Origin of the sequence: Alicyclobacillus acidiphilus NBRC 100859 (genome assembly GCF_001544355.1) — a bacterium.
GTDB lineage: Bacteria > Bacillota > Bacilli > Alicyclobacillales > Alicyclobacillaceae > Alicyclobacillus > Alicyclobacillus acidiphilus.
Map to the genome: position 1 here is coordinate 58,371 of NZ_BCQI01000001.1, position 16,806 is coordinate 75,176.

The window sequence follows — 16,806 nt, forward strand, 5'->3', positions numbered from 1 at the left end:
TCACACCCCCAAGCGTTCCTGCGCGGCCAAAAATTCCTGGACCACCTTGATGTACGTCGCATGCGACCAAGTCAGCGGCGACACCGACAGAGGTTCGCCGGTAAACGGATGCACCTGTTCCGCCATGACCCCGGAAGGCAAGGCGCGTTGTACGCACCAGCGGAGCATGCCGAGCGCTTCATCGAGATCCGCTTGGCTCACAGCGCGCGCAAGCAGCCATTCCGCGTACCACAACGTGCATATGAACCACGGGTTTCCAGGAACATTCGACTGCTCACCCACCTGGGCATAATATCGATCATTGCGATATCTCGCGATTCCGCCTATCTCGGTGGGCACCCACAATGTTTCTCTCAGAAAACGCATCGTGTTTTCGACGCGCTCATCGCCTGCTGGAACCACATCAAAATCAAACAAGGCGTACAAACTGCTGTCAGGCTCCATATCCTTCACATACCCGCGATATCCATGTTCATCCACCGGGTACAGCGCACGAACGAACCTCGCCTGGTTGGCGTCATAAAAATGGTGGACGATGGCTTCTTTGACTTCCTCCGCCGCCTTCGCATATTTTGCCCGCAGTTTCTCATCGCCGTGAAAATCCGCAAATTTCGCCGCGGCCAGAAGTCCTTGATAGACGCTCGCCGCCGTAAAGGCAAATATGCCAAAACGTTCTTCCCACAAGTCGTAGGACGGCTTGGGAAGTCCGTTTTCATCGCGAAAATCGACCATGAAATTCGCTGCCGGAATCACCATGTTTTCGAAATCGTCCAAAGAATCGTCCAATGTGTCGGAGACTTCGTAGTGATTCCACAGTGCGTACAGTACAAGGGCCGTTTCGTCTTCCTGAATCGGCAGTTGTCTTTCTCCCTTCGCGTTGATCCAGGCAAGCCAACTCGCTCCGACGGAACCATCTGGGTTGTATTTGTGCATCAAATACCCTTCAGGGGTGATTACGCGCTTGCAAAACGAAAAAAAACCGCGGGTCAGGTCATGGTAACCAGACCTATCCAGCGCATGCGCAATCAATGCGCCGTCTCTCGGCCACATATACGAATACGTATCCTGGGCGCTCGTCAACATGGTGGAATCGTTCGCGGCGATAAACGCGCCATCGTGATCGGTATTCGTCCGGATGATCAGCAGACTCGTTCGATACGCCTTCGCGATGTCGTCCGGCAGTCGTTCAATGGGATGTCTGTCTCGATCCACCCAGCGCCTCCAATGAGCCAGTGTCCGCGTTAGAAAATCGTCCGGTCCTTGCGTGCGAACGTCTTTCTCCACCGCCTTCACTTCGTTCAAGCTCTTGCCGAAGCAGAACCAAAACCAACCTTCAGCTTTCTGATTCGCTTCGACGTCGACGTTCAGCTGGACTACGCCGTCGATCGATCCCTGAGAGATTGGAAATCCTTCAAGCCTTCCGTCTTCGGCGTCCTTCCAAGTCCCTTCCAATCCGTGAATGCCCTTCTGCCCGCAGGCGTAGCCATCGCATTGAACCGAGAACTGCGGCGCGACTACGCCACTTGACAGCGATACGTAGCGATGGCCCTTATAAAAGACGATGCTTTGCAAATCGGGATCGAAATAACACGTGTTCGCAATTTGACTTCCGTACAAGTTGATATCCAAGTGAAAAAACAAACGCACGGATCGAGGCACGCCGAGCGTATCCTGAACGCCGACCCTGCGAATGAACACGTTGCTGTGATGATCCACCACATCCTCGATATCGAGCGTCAAGCCAAGGCGAGCATGCTTCACGACAAAATGTGCGACCATCGAATCATCCCTGTATTCCCGATCAATGCTCAGTTCTGAATCGCCGAGCCAAAAGAACGCGCCATCGACCCAGACACCGAATCTCGACAGGTGATCAAGGGCGTGATTCTCATGGCCAGCATGAGGGTAATAAATACAGCGAATATTGCCAGCCAAATCGTGATTCACCAACAAATGTCCATTTCCCACCGGTAGATCCCTCGTCACCTTGCGCTCGCTCCCTTTGTCCTGAAGTAACGTAGACTGCAACATGTCAATCCTATGCGACAGGTCCTGTTCCCCTAACCACATTCAACCCTTTTACGGTGAATGAAACAAGATGGTTTGCCCCGACACAACTTCATCTCGCAGCAAACGGTTCACCAATTCGTCAAAATCGCCGCGGTACCGTTCAATCAGCCCCTCGGCCCGTTGGTGATACATTTCGAGACGCCGTGCCAACTCTTCGTCGGCGTGATTCGATCCCATCCATATCGCCTCGCCCATGCCATACTTGCAGAGCATATTGCGCAGCAGTTGCGCCGCCCGCTCCAAGTCGTTGGCCGCTCCGGTACTGCGGCTATGGAGAATGAGCCATTCCGCTGCGCGGCCCCCGAGCAAAATGAGCACCTCTGACTCCAAATCCTCTTCCGTAAGCAACAGTTCGTCTCTTCGTTCACTGTAGAAGACGTAGCCCAGCGCCTTTCCGCGCGGTTCGATGGTCACATAATCGATTGGTCGATGCAGAGCGAGCGCGACGATGGCGTGCCCCGCCTCGTGAATGGCGATACGCGTTCGAATCGCCGGGTCCACTCGGGTGTGTTTCAAGCCGGCGACGACGCGCGCCAGAGCTTCATCGATATGCGATTGGGTGATCCCTGGCGTCCGATCCTTCACCGCCAAAATCGCAGCTTCATTCAGAATGGTGGCCAGATGGGCTCCGGTCATCCCAGCTGTCTTTCGCGATAGATCCGCGAGATCGACATCAAGCGCCTTTTTGTTGCGCAAGTGGACTCGCAGGATTTGTTCCCTCGCGACGCGATCCGGGTACATCAAATCGACAACGCGATCAAACCGCCCCGGCCTTGTCGCAGCCGCGTCCAACAATTCTGGAAAATTGGTCGCAGCGATAACGACAATCGACTCCATCGTCGAAAAGCCATCCATCTCCGTCAACAGCGCGTTCAACGTTCGCGCACTCTCCTCGTGCGCGCCATCGCGCTTCCGAGCCAACGCGTCGAACTCGTCGATGAAGATAATGCTCGGCGCCGCCTCCTTCGCTCTTGCGAACAATTGTCTCACGCGTTGTGCGCCAACCCCGACGTACACTTCCTGAAAATCTGATCCACTCGCGGCGAAAAAGGGCACGTGCGCCTCTCCCGCGACGCTTTTCGCAAGCAATGTCTTGCCTACGCCAGGAGGGCCTGTCAACAGAACGCCCTTCGGCAATGTCGCCCCCTGCGCTCGATAGATCTCGGGATGCCGCAAAAAATCGACAATATCCCACAGCTGCTCCTTTTCTGCATCGTTGCCCGCGACATCCTGAAACGTGATCGAAAAAATCTGCCGATCCGCCGCTTTCTTCCCCGGCGGAGACAACGCGTTCTCTTTCATCCAAGAAAGCATCCGGTTCGCGTGCAAACTTTTGACGGCCCGCGAAACTGATCGCGGAAGGTTGCCGAGCCACGCGCCGTTTCGGGCGATTCGAGCCCGTTCTCTGTTTCCTTTCGTGTGGCGTTTTGTTGGACTGTCGTTTTCGCCGTCCCGAAAACCAGGAATCTTCATCAGAATCCCTCCCAACGCATCCGTACATCGTCAATCTGACGAGAACCCCTCGCGTTTCCGCAGTTTATTCAAAGCGCCATCTTGAATTTGGCGAACTCGCTCACGCGTCACACCAATCATCTTCCCAACCCGTTCCAAAGTCATGGGTTCTCCCCCGGACAAACCGTACCTTAGGCTTATAATTTTCGCTTCCCGCTCCGTCAACTGCCCGAGCATATCCCGAATCAGGCTCTTCTGTTCCTCACGAATCAACCCTTCGTGCAGATCTTCCTGGTTGTCGTCTCGGATGACGGCCTTCAACGACATGTCTCCCTCTTCCCCCATGTCGATCTCCATCGACAGCGGTTCCGCCATCCACGTCATCAACAATTCAATATGAGCCGGACTCTTCTTGAGCTTCTCTGCGAGGTACTCAATGGATGGCTCTTTTCCCAATTGCGAATATGCTGTATACCATTCCACTTTCAGTCGACGGAGATCGTCGAAACTGTGCACCGGCAATCGAACCAATCGCGACTTGTCGGCGATTGCCCGTGTGATCGACTGTCGTATCCACCAGGTGGCATACGTACTGAATTTGTATCCGGAATTGGGGTTGTACTTTCCCACGGCTTTGATCAACCCCAGATTCCCTTCCTGAATCAAATCCTCAAACTCCAACCCTCGCCCCCTATACTTTTTGGCGATAGACACAACGAGTCGAAGATTCGACCTGACCATTTGCTGCTTTGCATCCAGGTCTCCCGACAGCGCCAAGTTCGACAGTCGAATTTCATCATCTCGGTGCAGCAAATGAAATCGACTGATTTGCGCGAGATAGTCGACGACCAACTCGTGAACGTGTGAGTTCGGATCCATCTGTTCGATTGCCACGAACATGCACCTCCATGAAAAAGGCTCCTGCGAACGACAAAATCCATTCGCAGGAGCCATCAGCCCTCAACGGGCGGTTATGCGGCTATCTTTAAGGAACACAAAACGCAATATTGGCCACTCGCCATGTGCTCCGCCGTCATACTGACGATAATCAGGGCGCTGCTGGTTCTGGCGGTCGGACGGCTCGCACTACTGTCCGGCGTTCAATTGGGACTTGGAATCGTCCTGTTTGCCCTCGCAATTCGTACCGCAACCATCGACAGCCCGCAAAATCGTATCACAGGCCGCCACCCCAAGATGCTGAACACATCCTTGCTCAAACTCCTCGGACTCGTGATGATAACCGACTTCGCGGTCAGCTTTGACAACCTCGTTGCCATTGTCGCTGTGACGACCCACGTCGCCGCGGTGGCAATCGGGGTGTTCTTCAGTATCGTGCCGCTGCTTCTTCTGCTCCCCGTTATCACGAAAGTATTTACAGAAATGCCCTGGGTCCAAATCATAGCATCAGGCGTTATGACACAGACGGCGGTAAAAGCCATGATGAAAGACCCGTTCATTCGGGATCGCTTACCCGCTCATTCTGTCAACCCTGCTCATGTTTCCCTCATCGCCGCCGTTCTGTTCGTGGCCATCGAATTCGCGATGTACATTCGAAAAATCAGAGCGACGAGAAAGTAGACCAGACGCAAGCGCTCGCTTGAGCATTGGGGACATGAAAAACGGGCGGCCTGTGTAGTCGCTTGTCTGTTTATGAGACAGCTTTGCCTCCATATCGTGACAGTAACTGCCTTCCACGAATATGGGGTGTGAAAAAGTGGGAATTCCCGGTTTGGTGATGAGCTTGGTCCTCGGCGTCAGCTCAAACCTCGACAATGTCGGCATCGGACTCTCTTACGGTATGCATCGTACGCGGATTCCGCTGTTCTTCAGTATCGCTGTCGCTGTGATGTCGTTCTCAGCATGTTTCTTCGGCGCTTTGACCGGAAGAAGGATTATCGGTATCGCTTCTGCTCATCAGTGGAGTTTGGTCGGCTCATGCATTTTGATCGCAATCGGCCTGTGGACCGCCGTTCAGTCCGTCGTGGCGAAAGACACCCCGTCCATAGACAGTCGTTTCATCCGATTTCATGAGATGATGCTGATCGGTACCGCGCAAGCGATGGGCGATCTTTCCATCGGCTTTGGCAGTGTCTTTACTGGAATCAATGGATGGGCGACCGCCGCCAGTGTCGGGATGTTCAGTTTCGCATTCCTGGTCGTGCCGTCATTGATTCGTCGATGGATACCGCCACAATTCACAAAGTACGCTGCGTTTTTGTCTGGTGTAGCGCTCGTCGTCGTTGGATTGATCGACTAGCCGACGTGTACAGGCTCCCCGATATTCGCCTCCCCAAATACGCGAGACTGATCCCGCCAACGATTGTTCCTAGAATATAGATGCCAGAGAGCCATGGATGGTTTCCCATGAGATGGACGGCATCTTCCGCAAACGAGGAGAACGTTGTGAACGAGCCCAGAAAGCCCGCGGATAGGCCGTCGTGAATCCAAGGTCTCACCGCATGGAATTCCACGAAGCCGTTCAATCCCCCGAGACAGAAAGCGCCGATCAGATTGACTGCCAATGTCGCAACCATACCTTCTCCAACCGCAAAGCGAGCGATCCCGCCCATCGCTCCGAGTATGAACACAAGAATGATGTTCATTGAGTCTTCCTCCTCGCCTACAAACAAAATGACTCCTGCGAATGGAACATCTCGCAGGAGTCATTAGTCCTTTCGGACGTTACGGTGAACTCCATCACCGATTCGTTTGTCACCATGATACGCCTCGTTGAGCATCTTGCAACGAACATTTACCCAATCCGTGAGGACCTAGCGGCCCCCACGGCCAAAGCCATTCGGAGAGGGGAAGTCTCGATTGGCTTGAAATACCATAGTCGACTCATCGCCAAAACGGATACGGACATCTGATCGGTCCACCCAAACGCCCAAAATTCACTTTGTCCCAAGTCAATTGGACACGTTACTGTCCGTTTGTCCAGTTCCTCAACGGTGGCGATCTCGTACCCTAGCGAGTGACAAATTTATTAAATTGAGGTGTGGTCAATGACAAACTCACTTTCAACATCTATCGATGCACAGGACGGTGAGTGTGATGGGGTGGGCATCGCTTATTGCGGTCAATCTGATTGGAATTGGTTCGAATTTTGACAACACTGGAGTAGGATTGGCATATGGCGCCGACAAGATCAAATTCCCGCACTGGGTGAACGCGATAGCAAACATCGTCGGCGGAACCATGGGTCTATTGGGCGCGTTTGTCGGCGACGAGATTTCGCAGCTCATGCCCGTTGCCGTCGCGGACTGGCTTTCTTGCATCGCATTGTGTGGAATCGGAATGTTCTTTTGGTACGCGGCGTACATCCATCCACACCTATCAAGAAAAGCGAAGCATCTGAGGATCCCCATGCCCGGCCTCTGGCAAGGGATTGTCCTTGGATTTGTCATGTCGCTCGACAATATCGTTCTCGGTTTTGGTTCAACCGTATCAGGCACAACGTCGCTCTGGATGTGTGCCATCAGCATCGCTGTGTGGGGTTACATTCTGCTGTGGTTGGGACATATGATTGGTTACGGCCTATTCGCGCGATTCGTTGGCAAATACTCGTCGCTGGTCTCGGGTGTCCTACTGATTGGCGTTGGCATGTACCAAATCTACGGCTGAAACTCACATCCGTTTCCTAGGAAACTGCGAGCAGCAGCCAAACGTCAGAATCTGCATCCGTCCAGGCAAGTGAGGCGCATCAAGAGCGGGTGCGCAACGAACACCTGCTCTTGATGCATGTTGATGATGCGTCGGATCCATAGTTGAACCACTCAGCTACGCAGTTGACACGTCAGTTCACAGGTTTCAGATGCATCACGACAATCGCCGCACCCTCGTAATTCCATATCGACGGCGAAATATAGGCGTTGCTTGCCGACGGCCAATTCGTATATCGGCTTGTATTGTACTCGTACCACGTCGCACCATACAACAACGGTATGGTGGGGAGTTGTTCAGCGACGACCCGCTCAATTTTGTAAACCAATTGTTCTTGCTGCGTTGGATCCGTAGTCTGCGCAAATTGATCCAACGCCTGATTGACAGTTGGGTTGTTAAACTGCATCCAGTCAGCTTCGCCGTGCGGATCATAGTTTTCCTGATACACATAGTACGGGTTTGGCCCGCCATATGCGGCATTGATAGCCAACTGGAATTGATGCGCGGACAACTGATTTTGGTAAGCCGTCGCAGTGACTTCTTTGACATTTACTTGAATACCAATTTTCTTCAGGTCGTCTGCGATCAGCGACGCGTCCGTATCTTCGTCAGACCAACCGGCTACGACAATCAAGGTAAAACTAAGCGGCTTTCCACTTGGAGACACGAGAATACCGGACGAATTTTTCTTATAGCCAGCCTTGTTCAGCAGCGCTTCCGCGCTGGCAGGGTTGTAGCTGAACGATTTGTCCTGAGCGGGCAAATTTGGATCTTGCCAGGAACTCATGTTGTACGGAACGGCATCCGGCTCGGCCGGTTTGTCGTAACCGTCCTCCCCTTTTGACGCAAGATCATTGCGGTTGATTGCCATGCTCATCGCGCGACGCACGACCGCCTGGTTCAAAAGAGGATTTTTCAGATCGACCGATAGATTCAGCGTAACGCCGAGCGGAAACCAGTAATGATTATTCGGGCTCTTTGCCGCATACACCTGTTGAATATTCGGCATAAATACAGCCGCCCAGTCGATCTCTCCTTGAATCATGGCCAGACTCGCGCTCGCGTTCGAATCAAACGCAGGAAAATTGAGTTCCGGCACAGGCGGTTTTCCCCGATAATAGTTGGGGTTTGCCTTCAGCGTGTAGTCCTGCGGAGCAAAGCTATTCAAGACATATGGCCCAGTACCAACTGGGTTGGTGATGGTGACTTTCGTCGGATTGCTGATCTTTGACCAGATATGCTGCGGAACAATGTACGTTCCCAGCACGTACTCAAGACCGAATGGGACGTTCGCGTTCTTAAAGTTGAAAATAACCGTATTGTCCCCCTTGGTCGCCACGCTGGACAACTGTGTCCAAATTCCATTCGTGTCGGCTGAAGGATCCTTCTTTAACAAATCGAATGTGAATGCGACATCATTCGCTGTAAACGGCTGACCGTCCGTCCACTTTGCCTTCGGGTTCAAGGAAACCGTCAACGTCTTGTTGCCGTTGCTCCATTTGTACGATTGACCCAAAATGGGCCACATTTTACCTGTTTGGGTGTCATAGTAGAAAAGAGACTCATAAATAAAACCGAAGGTTCCGTAATCATTTGTTACGGCAAATGGATTAAAGTTGTCCGCATAATTGCCAGATGGTGTTGGAAGAATCGTGATGGATTTGCCTTGGGTCGCCGTGGTCGATGCGGCTCCCACGGTGCTTGATGAAGTCGTGTCAACCCTATGACTTACCATCCCCGCCACCAACGCGAGGCCAACGACTGCCGTTCCTGCGGACAACCTGATTTTCGCTGCCGATTTCATCGTATTCCCCCTTTTAAGCAGTTCGAGTTCTTGTGACCAACGGAAGAAACAAAAAACAACTTGTTTCCCACAACTCAGAATTTGCACTTTGCTCTTCCGCTCGCCCGGAAACGCCGACATCGACGTCCCGCCATACGGCGGTCATATAAGAAAGCGCTTACATCAATTTGGCAGAAACGCCTCCTCATGCGCTGGTGCCACCACCTCCCCTCGTGTGAAGCGTCTATTTGTTTACAACACAAACGATTTGTCATCCATTCTAGGATTGTGGTTCATCGTAGTCATGTGAATATTCCGACCATTTATTGTCGTTCTAAATCATGTTGGGCACACGACGAGCGTACTGACTACAGACTCACAGGTTCGCAAAACGCAAAACGGACCCACCTGTAAGGTGGACCCATCCCGATCATCCGCGCCGTTGCGGGATTTTTTGTGGTGGGCGTTGACGGGCTCGAACCGCCGACCCTCTGCTTGTAAGGCAGATGCTCTCCCAACTGAGCTAAACGCCCGCATGGAGCTCCCAACCAGGCTTGAACTGGTGACCTCATCCTTACCATGGATGCGCTCTGCCAACTGAGCTATGGGAGCACGATACGCAAGACACGAAACCCAAAGCTGGAACGAAGTTGATGAAAAAACAACGCGGCGGCGGTGATAAAAAGATTCCTGGCTCCCCGAGTAGGATTCGAACCTACGACCCTCCGGTTAACAGCCGGATGCTCTACCGCTGAGCTATCGAGGAACGGTTGGTGGAGGTAGACGGATTCGAACCGACGACCCCCTGCTTGCAAGGCAGGTGCTCTCCCAGCTGAGCTATACCCCCTAAGCAGGAATCTGGCAGGGGCGGCAGGATTCGAACCCACGACATGCGGTTTTGGAGACCGCCGTTCTACCAGCTGAACTACGCCCCTATGATGTTGGTGGAGGGAGAAGGATTCGAACCTTCGAAGCTTCCGCAACGGATTTACAGTCCGCCCCATTTGGCCACTTTGGTATCCCTCCGAGTTGGAGCCAGCGACAGGAATCGAACCCGCGACCTACTGATTACAAGTCAGTTGCTCTACCTACTGAGCTACGCTGGCATCCGTGGCGACAGGTTTTAAAATAGCACACGGTCATCTTATTTGTCAACGCAAAAATCCGTGCACGGCCAAAGGTAAAAACGGGAAGCTTTCGCGAACGTCCTGCGAATGGCGCAAATCGGGCCACACCAGCCCGAAATCGGGCCGGAGATGGCCTAGGCTTGCCCCTCGTCAGTCTCTGCGGATTCGACCACCAACGACACCTGGCGCATCGGGATAAAGGTGGAAATGGCGTGCTTGTAGATCATCTGCTGCTTGCCGTCCGCTTCCACGACGATGGTGAAATTATCAAACGCGCGGACAATGCCGCGAATTTGAAAACCGTTGACCAAATACACAATCACCGGTATTTTGTCTTTTCGAACTTGATTCAAAAATGTATCTTGAATGTTGATTTGTTGCTTCGACATCTGGCAGTTCACTCTCCATTCTCCGGATCGCTTATTTATTCGGGGGACTCTTTAGATATTCCTTCCACGAAACTTGAGATGATTTCCCACATGCGTTGTTCTTCCCCATCGGCAAATCGCCCGTCGCTGGTCTTGGCGAACCAATGAATTCGCGGATCGCGCGCGAACCACGACATTTGCCGTTTCACGAAGCGCCTGGTGTTGCGTTTGATGGTATCGATTGCTTGCTCTTCCGTCAATCGATGGTCCAACAAATCGACCACTTCCTTGTAGCCGATGGCCTGCAGACACGTGTGCTCACCTGTGACGCCGGCGCGGCGCAAGGCGGCCACTTCCTCGACCAACCCCGCTTTCCACATCGTATCGACGCGATCGTCGACGCGCCGGTACAACACTTCGCGTTCCATGCAGAGTCCCAGCATCAGGACGCGATACCGGCCTTCCCTCGTGGACCAGTCATAGTTTGCGGACATGGGCCGTTCGGCCGTGTCGTGCACTTCCAAGGCGCGCAGGACGCGCTTGGTGTCGTTCGGGTGAAGTTGGCTTGCGCGGGCGGGATCGCGCTCCACCAAGGCCGCGTACAACGCGGTATTGCCGTGCTCCGCGAGAAACGCGCGCCAATGGGCGCGGGCAGGCGATTCGGAAGAGCCTGTGGAGAAATCGAGATCGTCCGTCAGTCCGCGGATATAGAGCCCCGTGCCGCCGCAGACGACGGGGAGACGGCCTCGGCCCGCGATCTCGGCGATGGCCTCGTCAGCCCACGTCTTCCACAGTGCCGCGGTGCACGTCTGTGTGGGTTCGATCACGTCGATCAGGTGGTGTCTCACGCCTTGCATCTCGTCCACGGTCAGCTTGGCGGTGCCAATGTCCATGCCCCGATACACCTGCATCGAATCGGCCGATACGACTTCGCCGTTCCACCGCTTGCCGATGGCGACGGCCAGTTCGCTTTTGCCGATGCCAGTCGGGCCCACGATCACGACAATCGATGTCTTGCTCATCCGAGTCTCCTCCATACGCCATACCCAACCTTTCGCCGCAGCGCGTCGGGCACAAGGCCGTGCCGCTGGAACACGCCGGAAGCCGGGCGCTCCTTCACCACCACAGCGCGCCGCGCGACCCGCTTCGCTTCTTCGATGGCTGCGTCCGACAGCTCGTCCATCGCGGCAAACGGCCGAACAGGTTCAATCGACGCCGAAGCCGACGCGGGCATGCGGAACATCGGATCGAAATACACCACGTCCACACTGGCTGAAGGCTGCTGTTTGAGCCACGTGACATGGTCCACAGCCTGCACATCCACACGCTGCAGCAGTTGAGCGGCAGCGGCATAGCGCTGGCAGCCGAAGACCTGAACGGCCTGCAGCAAGCCAGCCAAAACCGGGCTCTTCTCGAGGCCAATCACCCGGCCAGAAGCGCCGACCGCGTGTGCGAACACGATTGCGTCGGAGCCAAGGCCGAGCGTCGCGTCGACGACGACATCGCCTTCACGGACATCGGCGATGCGCAGCAGTCGATCGCGCTCGCCGCGAAGCTGCTCCCGCTCAATGCGCTGAGCGGCCATGCTCGGGTGGAAAAACAGCGGATGTTCCATATCCGCCGTGAGAATGCGCACCGGATCATCCGCAACGAAGAGCACGTCCGCGCCAGTCGCCTCGAACAGATCGGCGACGCCGCGATCGGCGCGATCGACGAAGGGAACGCCAAAAAAGGCCGAGAGCCCCTGGGCGAGCGCGTGAGCCTCACTCGAACCCACGCGGGGGACTGTGACGACCGCCTGCCGCAAGTCGAACGCGTTGGCAACACCGCGATTAGACAATGCGGAAAAACTCCTTTTCCAACTGCTTGTCCGTGAACCGTAAGAAGATAGGGCGGCCGTGCGGGCAATGGAACGGATCGCGACAGCGGACCAAGGCGTGACACAGCGCCTCCAACTCTGGCTGCGACAAGAACCAGTTGGCTTTCACAGCCGCCTTACAAGCGCGCGTCGCGATGACGTCCTGAATCCTCTCCAAAACGTCGGATGACGATGGATTGACGACGTCGTCGAACATCTCGTGGACCAGGAGATCAATATCGAGACCTTCCCAAATATCCGGCACGGTGCGAACGACGACATCGTACGCGCCGAAGTGCTCAAACTCGATCCCGACTTCTTCAAGCGCCGCCTGCTTCGACATCGCCGCCTCAAACGCGCTTGGCGAAAGGGCGATCTGGATCGGCGTCAACAGCGGCATCGCGCGCACATCCTGGCGTCGCATGCGGTCGGTGAACTCTTCGTACAAGATCCGCTCGTGCGCCGCGTGTTGATCGATGATGTAGAGCGACTCGCCGTCGTCCGCAACGACGTACATGCCGAGCGCCTGGCCGATGGGCCGCAGCGTCCAATCCTGTTTGCGCGCTTCCTCAGGCTGCAATCCCGCCTGCACCGCATCGGTCTGCGCTGAGCCTGGGGGCACGAGCGACGTGGAATCTGTCTCGCCCCGGTTGTCGGACTTCCCGTAGATGGACGACAGTTCATGGGCGGTATCGACTCGCGATGTTCGCTGAAACTCGACATGCGCTCGCGGCTTCCACGCGGTTGTAGCCGCCGCTTCATCCCGACCACTGGACTTTCCGGCTTCAGGCCCTTGCCAAGTCAGTTCGAGCGGCTGCACACGAGCATGGACCGCCTCGCCGACCGTTCTCCTCGGCGTGGCAGCCAACAGTGTGTCATCCATCGCTTCCATGACCGATTTCGCGACCAGGCGAACCAGGTCGGCTTCCTCGCTGAAACGGACCTCCGCCTTGTGTGGGTGGACGTTGACGTCCACAAGCGACGGATCCATCTCCAAGTACACGGCATACATCGGATGCTTGCCAACCATCAGGCGGTTTTTGTAACCCTGGACGACGGCTTGGTGGATGGCGAGATTGCGCACCGGACGTCCGTTGACAAACAGGTGGGCATAGGATCGAGTCCCCCGCCCCTGCGTCGGCCGTCCAATGAAGCCTGACACCCGGTAGTCGGCTGTCTCCCCTCGCAATGCCAGCATCATCTTGGCTTCGCCGACGCCGTAGAGCGCCGCCAACACCGTCCGCACATCGCCGTTGCCAGGGGTTTGAAACAGCACCTGGTGCTCCGTTTCACACGTGAACGCCACGTCGGGCCGTGACAGCGCGGCCTGCTGCACGACCTCGACCGATTTCGCCTGCTCGGTATGGACCGTGCGAAGATACTTCAAGCGCGCAGGCGTGTTGAAAAACAGATCCCGCACCGCGATCCGCGTTCCCACCGGCGCTCCGACCTTGCGCTTCTCCGTGATTTCGCCGCCTTCGACGGTCACTTCGATCCCGGTCTCCACCTGGTTGGTGCGCGTGGTCAAGGTCACGCGTGACACCGCCGCGATGGACGCCAAGGCTTCGCCGCGAAAGCCGAGTGTGCGAATGCGGGCGAGATCGCGCTCATCGTACACCTTGCTCGTCGCATGCCGCTGAAAAGCGAGCACGGCGTCTTCGTCGTCCATGCCGACGCCGTCGTCCTGCACCACAATCTCCGCAATCCCGCCTTCCCGCAGAGACACGCGCACAGCTTTTGCCCCTGCGTCCAACGCGTTCTCAACCAACTCTTTCACGCACGACGCCGGCCTCGTCACGACTTCACCCGCGGCGATTTGGTTGGCGAGCGTCGCGGTCATCAACTGGATGTTTCCCATTGGACCAGCTTCCTCGCTTTCTCCACGAGTTCATGGATTCGATTCATGGCCGCGATCGGCGTCATGTTCAGCACGTCGAGTTGCGCAACCTCCTGCGCGAACGCTTCGGTCGGTCCAGCAAACAGCGCCAAGGGCGGCAGTGGTTCCGGCAGCAGTTCCTTCGCAGCGGCGACCTCCTGGCCTGCGTCGGACAGGGCACCCAAGGACCTGTCGCGAATCGAGTCAGCGCCTTCGACACCGACGGTCTCTCGCGCTTCGAGCAAGGTCTGTGCCCGCTCGATCACGCTGGTCGGCAGGCCCGCCAACCGAGCGACCTGAATCCCGTAGCTCTTGTCGGATGGACGATCCACGACGGTATGCAGAAAACGAATCCCGTCCTGCGACTCTTCCACCGCCATCGAATGGTTCTTCACACCAGGGAAACGCCGCGAGAAACCGACCAATTCGTGATAATGGGTCGCAAACATCGTCAACGGACGCTCCTTGCGAACCGCCAATTCTTCGAGCACAGCCTCCGCGATGGAGAGTCCGTCATACGTCGACGTTCCTCGGCCAATCTCGTCGAGCAGCACGAGACTCCGCCCAGTCGCAGTGCGCAAAATCTCCGCCAACTCAATCATTTCGACCATGAACGTGCTTTGGCCGCGGTTCAAATCGTCCGAGGCGCCAATGCGCGCGAAAATGCGATCCACAATGCCAATCGTCGCCTGTTTCGCCGGGACGAATCCGCCCATTTGCGCCATCACGCAGATCACCGCCGTCTGCCGCATGTACGTGCTCTTGCCGCCCATGTTCGGCCCGGTGAGCAAGATGATATGCCGATCCGGCGTGAGACTGGCGTCGTTTGGCACAAACGGCGACGCGGCGTGTGCCTCGACCACAGGGTGACGGCCCGCTTCGATCTCGATCCCGACCTCGTCTCGCATCACGGGCCGCACGTATCGATACTCGGTCGCAACCTGCGCGAGGGTGCTCAACACGTCGATTCTCGCGACGGCGTCGGCCCAGCGTTGGATGGCGGAACCGAGCGCGATGACCTCTTGCGCCAAAGCCTGAAACAGCTCCAATTCAAAGGCGATGGCCCGCTCTTCGGCCGACAGGATCTCTTCCTCCCGCGCCTTCAATTCCGGCAGGACAAAGCGCTCCGCGGACGCGAGCGTTTGCCGCCGTTCGTAGTCGGCAGGAACGTTTTGCAGATTCGATTTCGATACCTCGATATAGTACCCAAACACCTTGTTGTAGCCGATCTTCAGCGATTTAATCCCGGTCCGTTCGCGTTCCCGGACCTCCAAGTCGCGCAGCCAAGTCCTTCCCGACGATTGCAAGGTGCGCAGCCTGTCCAGCTCCGGATGCACGCCCATCTTGAACATGCCGCCCTCGCGAATCGATACGGGAGGTTCGTCGACGATCTGATTGCGCACGGTGTCTCGAAACTCCGTCAAGTCCGGCAGACCCGAAATTTCCTCGTTCAACAGATCGGGCAGGGTCGCGGACTGCAAGCATTCGACGGCGAGCGCGGCGTGATCAAGTGAATGGACCAAAGCCTTCGCGTCGCGCGCGTTCGCGCTCCCGAAGGAGAATTTCGCGAGGAGGCGCGCCAGGTCGTGGACGCCTCGCAGACTTTGCCGAACTTCCTCGCGGAGAATCAAGTCGTCGTAGAAGAACGAAACGACGTCATGCCTGCGCTCAATTTCGGTTCGATCCCGGAGCGGCCGCTCCAGCCACGCCTTGAGCATGCGCCCTCCGCCAGCCGTGATGGACTTGTCCAACAAACCGAGCAGCGAGCCTTTCTTCGAGCGATCCCGCGCAGAGGCGATCAACTCCAAATGGCCGATGGCCGTCTGGTTCAATTCCATATAGGCGTGTTCGAACATGGGGCGCGGCCCTTGGAGATGGCGCAGGGTCACTTTCTGGGTATCGCGCAGATAGACGAGCGTCGCTTCCAGGGCCTGATGCGAGAGCGAACCCGCCGCCATGCCCAAGGCTTCCGGAGCCGCGACGCCGTACTGTTGTTCCAAGACACCTTCGATGCGAAACGCGCGGCGCGTCACGACGAGTTGGCTTTCATCCAGCACGCGCTGCAAATCGAGCGGAACCTCGTACGATCCAGGGAGCAGCAATTCGATGGGGCGCCACAATTGAATGCGTTCCAGACACGCCTCCATGGAAGAAAGGCCGACCATAACCTCGCCCGTCCCGACGTCGACGAACGCCAAACCGTGTTCGGTGTCACCCGGCGCGAGCGCCCCCAGGAAGCGATTGTCCTGCTCTTTGGACAGAGCCGTCCCCGGTGTCACAATCCGAACGATCTCGCGCTGAACGAGCCCCTTCGCTGTCTTCGGATCCTCGATCTGCTCGCAGATCGCCACACGAAACCCTTGTTCAATCAGCCGTTCCAAATAACCTTCGAGAGCGTGATACGGGACGCCGCACATCGGAATGCGCCCGGCCTCTCCCGCGTCCCGCCCCGTTAACGTGATATCGAGCGCGCGGCTCGCGACGACAGCGTCGTCGAAGAACAGTTCGTAAAAGTCACCCAGTCTGAACATCAGCAACGTGTCGTCGAGCGTCGCCTTGATTTCCTGGTATTGACGCATCATCGGCGTCAGCGCCATCTGTCTACCTCC

Annotated in this window: 13 protein-coding genes, 7 tRNA genes and 1 riboswitch; of the genes, 3 read left to right on the forward strand and 17 right to left on the reverse strand. The window is 56.2% G+C overall.

Annotated elements, in window-relative coordinates:
* The 3 genes from AAC01S_RS00240 to AAC01S_RS00250 form a co-directional block, all read right to left on the reverse strand.
* Positions 1-1,968 carry a glycoside hydrolase family 15 protein gene (locus tag AAC01S_RS00240; RefSeq protein WP_067616955.1) on the reverse strand — a complete coding sequence of 656 codons (1,968 nt, stop codon included), beginning with the start codon at positions 1,966-1,968 and terminating at the stop codon, positions 1-3.
* Positions 1,969-2,079: 111 nt separating this feature from the next.
* Positions 2,080-3,543, reverse strand: coding sequence for an AAA family ATPase (locus AAC01S_RS00245; protein ID WP_067616958.1), 1,464 nt, complete (start codon positions 3,541-3,543; stop codon positions 2,080-2,082).
* 30 nt (positions 3,544-3,573) lie between these two features.
* Positions 3,574-4,416 (reverse strand): sigma-70 family RNA polymerase sigma factor, encoded by an 843-nt coding sequence (locus tag AAC01S_RS00250; protein ID WP_169793982.1) that lies wholly within the window; start codon positions 4,414-4,416, stop codon positions 3,574-3,576.
* Between the two features lie 126 nt (positions 4,417-4,542).
* Here AAC01S_RS00250 and AAC01S_RS00255 point away from each other — a divergent pair, with 126 nt between their 5' ends.
* Positions 4,543-5,100 carry a TerC family protein gene (locus AAC01S_RS00255; protein ID WP_067616964.1) on the forward strand — a complete coding sequence of 186 codons (558 nt, stop codon included), beginning with the start codon at positions 4,543-4,545 and terminating at the stop codon, positions 5,098-5,100.
* 136 nt (positions 5,101-5,236) lie between these two features.
* Positions 5,237-5,779 (forward strand): manganese efflux pump MntP, encoded by a 543-nt coding sequence (locus tag AAC01S_RS00260; protein WP_067616968.1) that lies wholly within the window; start codon positions 5,237-5,239, stop codon positions 5,777-5,779.
* Here AAC01S_RS00260 and AAC01S_RS20160 read toward each other — a convergent pair.
* On the reverse strand, positions 5,718-6,125 hold the full coding sequence (locus AAC01S_RS20160) for a fluoride efflux transporter FluC (RefSeq protein WP_083511390.1): 408 nt from the start codon (positions 6,123-6,125) through the stop codon (positions 5,718-5,720). The two genes, AAC01S_RS00260 and AAC01S_RS20160, sit on opposite strands and share 62 nt — an antisense overlap.
* Positions 6,126-6,172: 47 nt before the next feature.
* Positions 6,173-6,233: riboswitch (Fluoride riboswitch) on the reverse strand.
* A 343-nt stretch (positions 6,234-6,576) separates the two neighbouring features.
* Here AAC01S_RS20160 and AAC01S_RS00270 point away from each other — a divergent pair.
* Entirely contained in the window at positions 6,577-7,146 is a 570-nt protein-coding gene (locus AAC01S_RS00270; protein WP_067616974.1) for a manganese efflux pump MntP, read from the forward strand.
* 172 nt (positions 7,147-7,318) lie between these two features.
* On the opposite strand, the gene AAC01S_RS00275 is transcribed toward AAC01S_RS00270, so the two are convergent.
* From AAC01S_RS00275 to mutS, 13 genes are all read right to left on the reverse strand, one after another.
* Positions 7,319-8,989, reverse strand: a complete 1,671-nt coding sequence (locus AAC01S_RS00275; RefSeq protein ID WP_083511402.1) for an ABC transporter substrate-binding protein — start codon at positions 8,987-8,989, stop codon at positions 7,319-7,321.
* A 436-nt stretch (positions 8,990-9,425) separates the two neighbouring features.
* A tRNA-Val gene (locus AAC01S_RS00280) sits at positions 9,426-9,501 on the reverse strand.
* Positions 9,502-9,504: 3 nt separating this feature from the next.
* Positions 9,505-9,580, reverse strand: a tRNA-Thr gene (locus AAC01S_RS00285).
* Between the two features lie 79 nt (positions 9,581-9,659).
* Positions 9,660-9,734, reverse strand: a tRNA-Asn gene (locus tag AAC01S_RS00290).
* 5 nt (positions 9,735-9,739) lie between these two features.
* A tRNA-Ala gene (locus tag AAC01S_RS00295) sits at positions 9,740-9,815 on the reverse strand.
* Positions 9,816-9,827: 12 nt separating this feature from the next.
* Positions 9,828-9,903 (reverse strand) — tRNA-Trp (locus AAC01S_RS00300).
* Between the two features lie 7 nt (positions 9,904-9,910).
* Positions 9,911-9,994, reverse strand: a tRNA-Tyr gene (locus AAC01S_RS00305).
* Positions 9,995-9,998: 4 nt separating this feature from the next.
* Positions 9,999-10,074: transfer RNA gene (locus AAC01S_RS00310), tRNA-Thr, on the reverse strand.
* Between the two features lie 155 nt (positions 10,075-10,229).
* The gene (gene hfq / locus AAC01S_RS00315) at positions 10,230-10,484 is read right to left on the reverse strand and encodes an RNA chaperone Hfq (protein WP_067616981.1); all 255 of its coding nucleotides are present in this window, start codon (positions 10,482-10,484) and stop codon (positions 10,230-10,232) included.
* A gap of 35 nt (positions 10,485-10,519) precedes the next feature.
* Positions 10,520-11,485, reverse strand: coding sequence for a tRNA (adenosine(37)-N6)-dimethylallyltransferase MiaA (gene miaA, locus AAC01S_RS00320; protein ID WP_067616985.1), 966 nt, complete (start codon positions 11,483-11,485; stop codon positions 10,520-10,522).
* Positions 11,482-12,303, reverse strand: a complete 822-nt coding sequence (locus tag AAC01S_RS00325; protein WP_067616988.1) for a class I SAM-dependent methyltransferase — start codon at positions 12,301-12,303, stop codon at positions 11,482-11,484. Before AAC01S_RS00325 ends, miaA begins: the two co-directional genes overlap by 4 nt.
* The gene (mutL, locus tag AAC01S_RS00330; protein WP_245629982.1) at positions 12,296-14,179 is read right to left on the reverse strand and encodes a DNA mismatch repair endonuclease MutL; all 1,884 of its coding nucleotides are present in this window, start codon (positions 14,177-14,179) and stop codon (positions 12,296-12,298) included. Before mutL ends, AAC01S_RS00325 begins: the two co-directional genes overlap by 8 nt.
* Positions 14,161-16,794 (reverse strand): DNA mismatch repair protein MutS, encoded by a 2,634-nt coding sequence (gene mutS / locus AAC01S_RS00335; RefSeq protein WP_067616991.1) that lies wholly within the window; start codon positions 16,792-16,794, stop codon positions 14,161-14,163. Before mutS ends, mutL begins: the two co-directional genes overlap by 19 nt.
* Between the last annotated feature and the right edge of the window lie 12 nt (positions 16,795-16,806).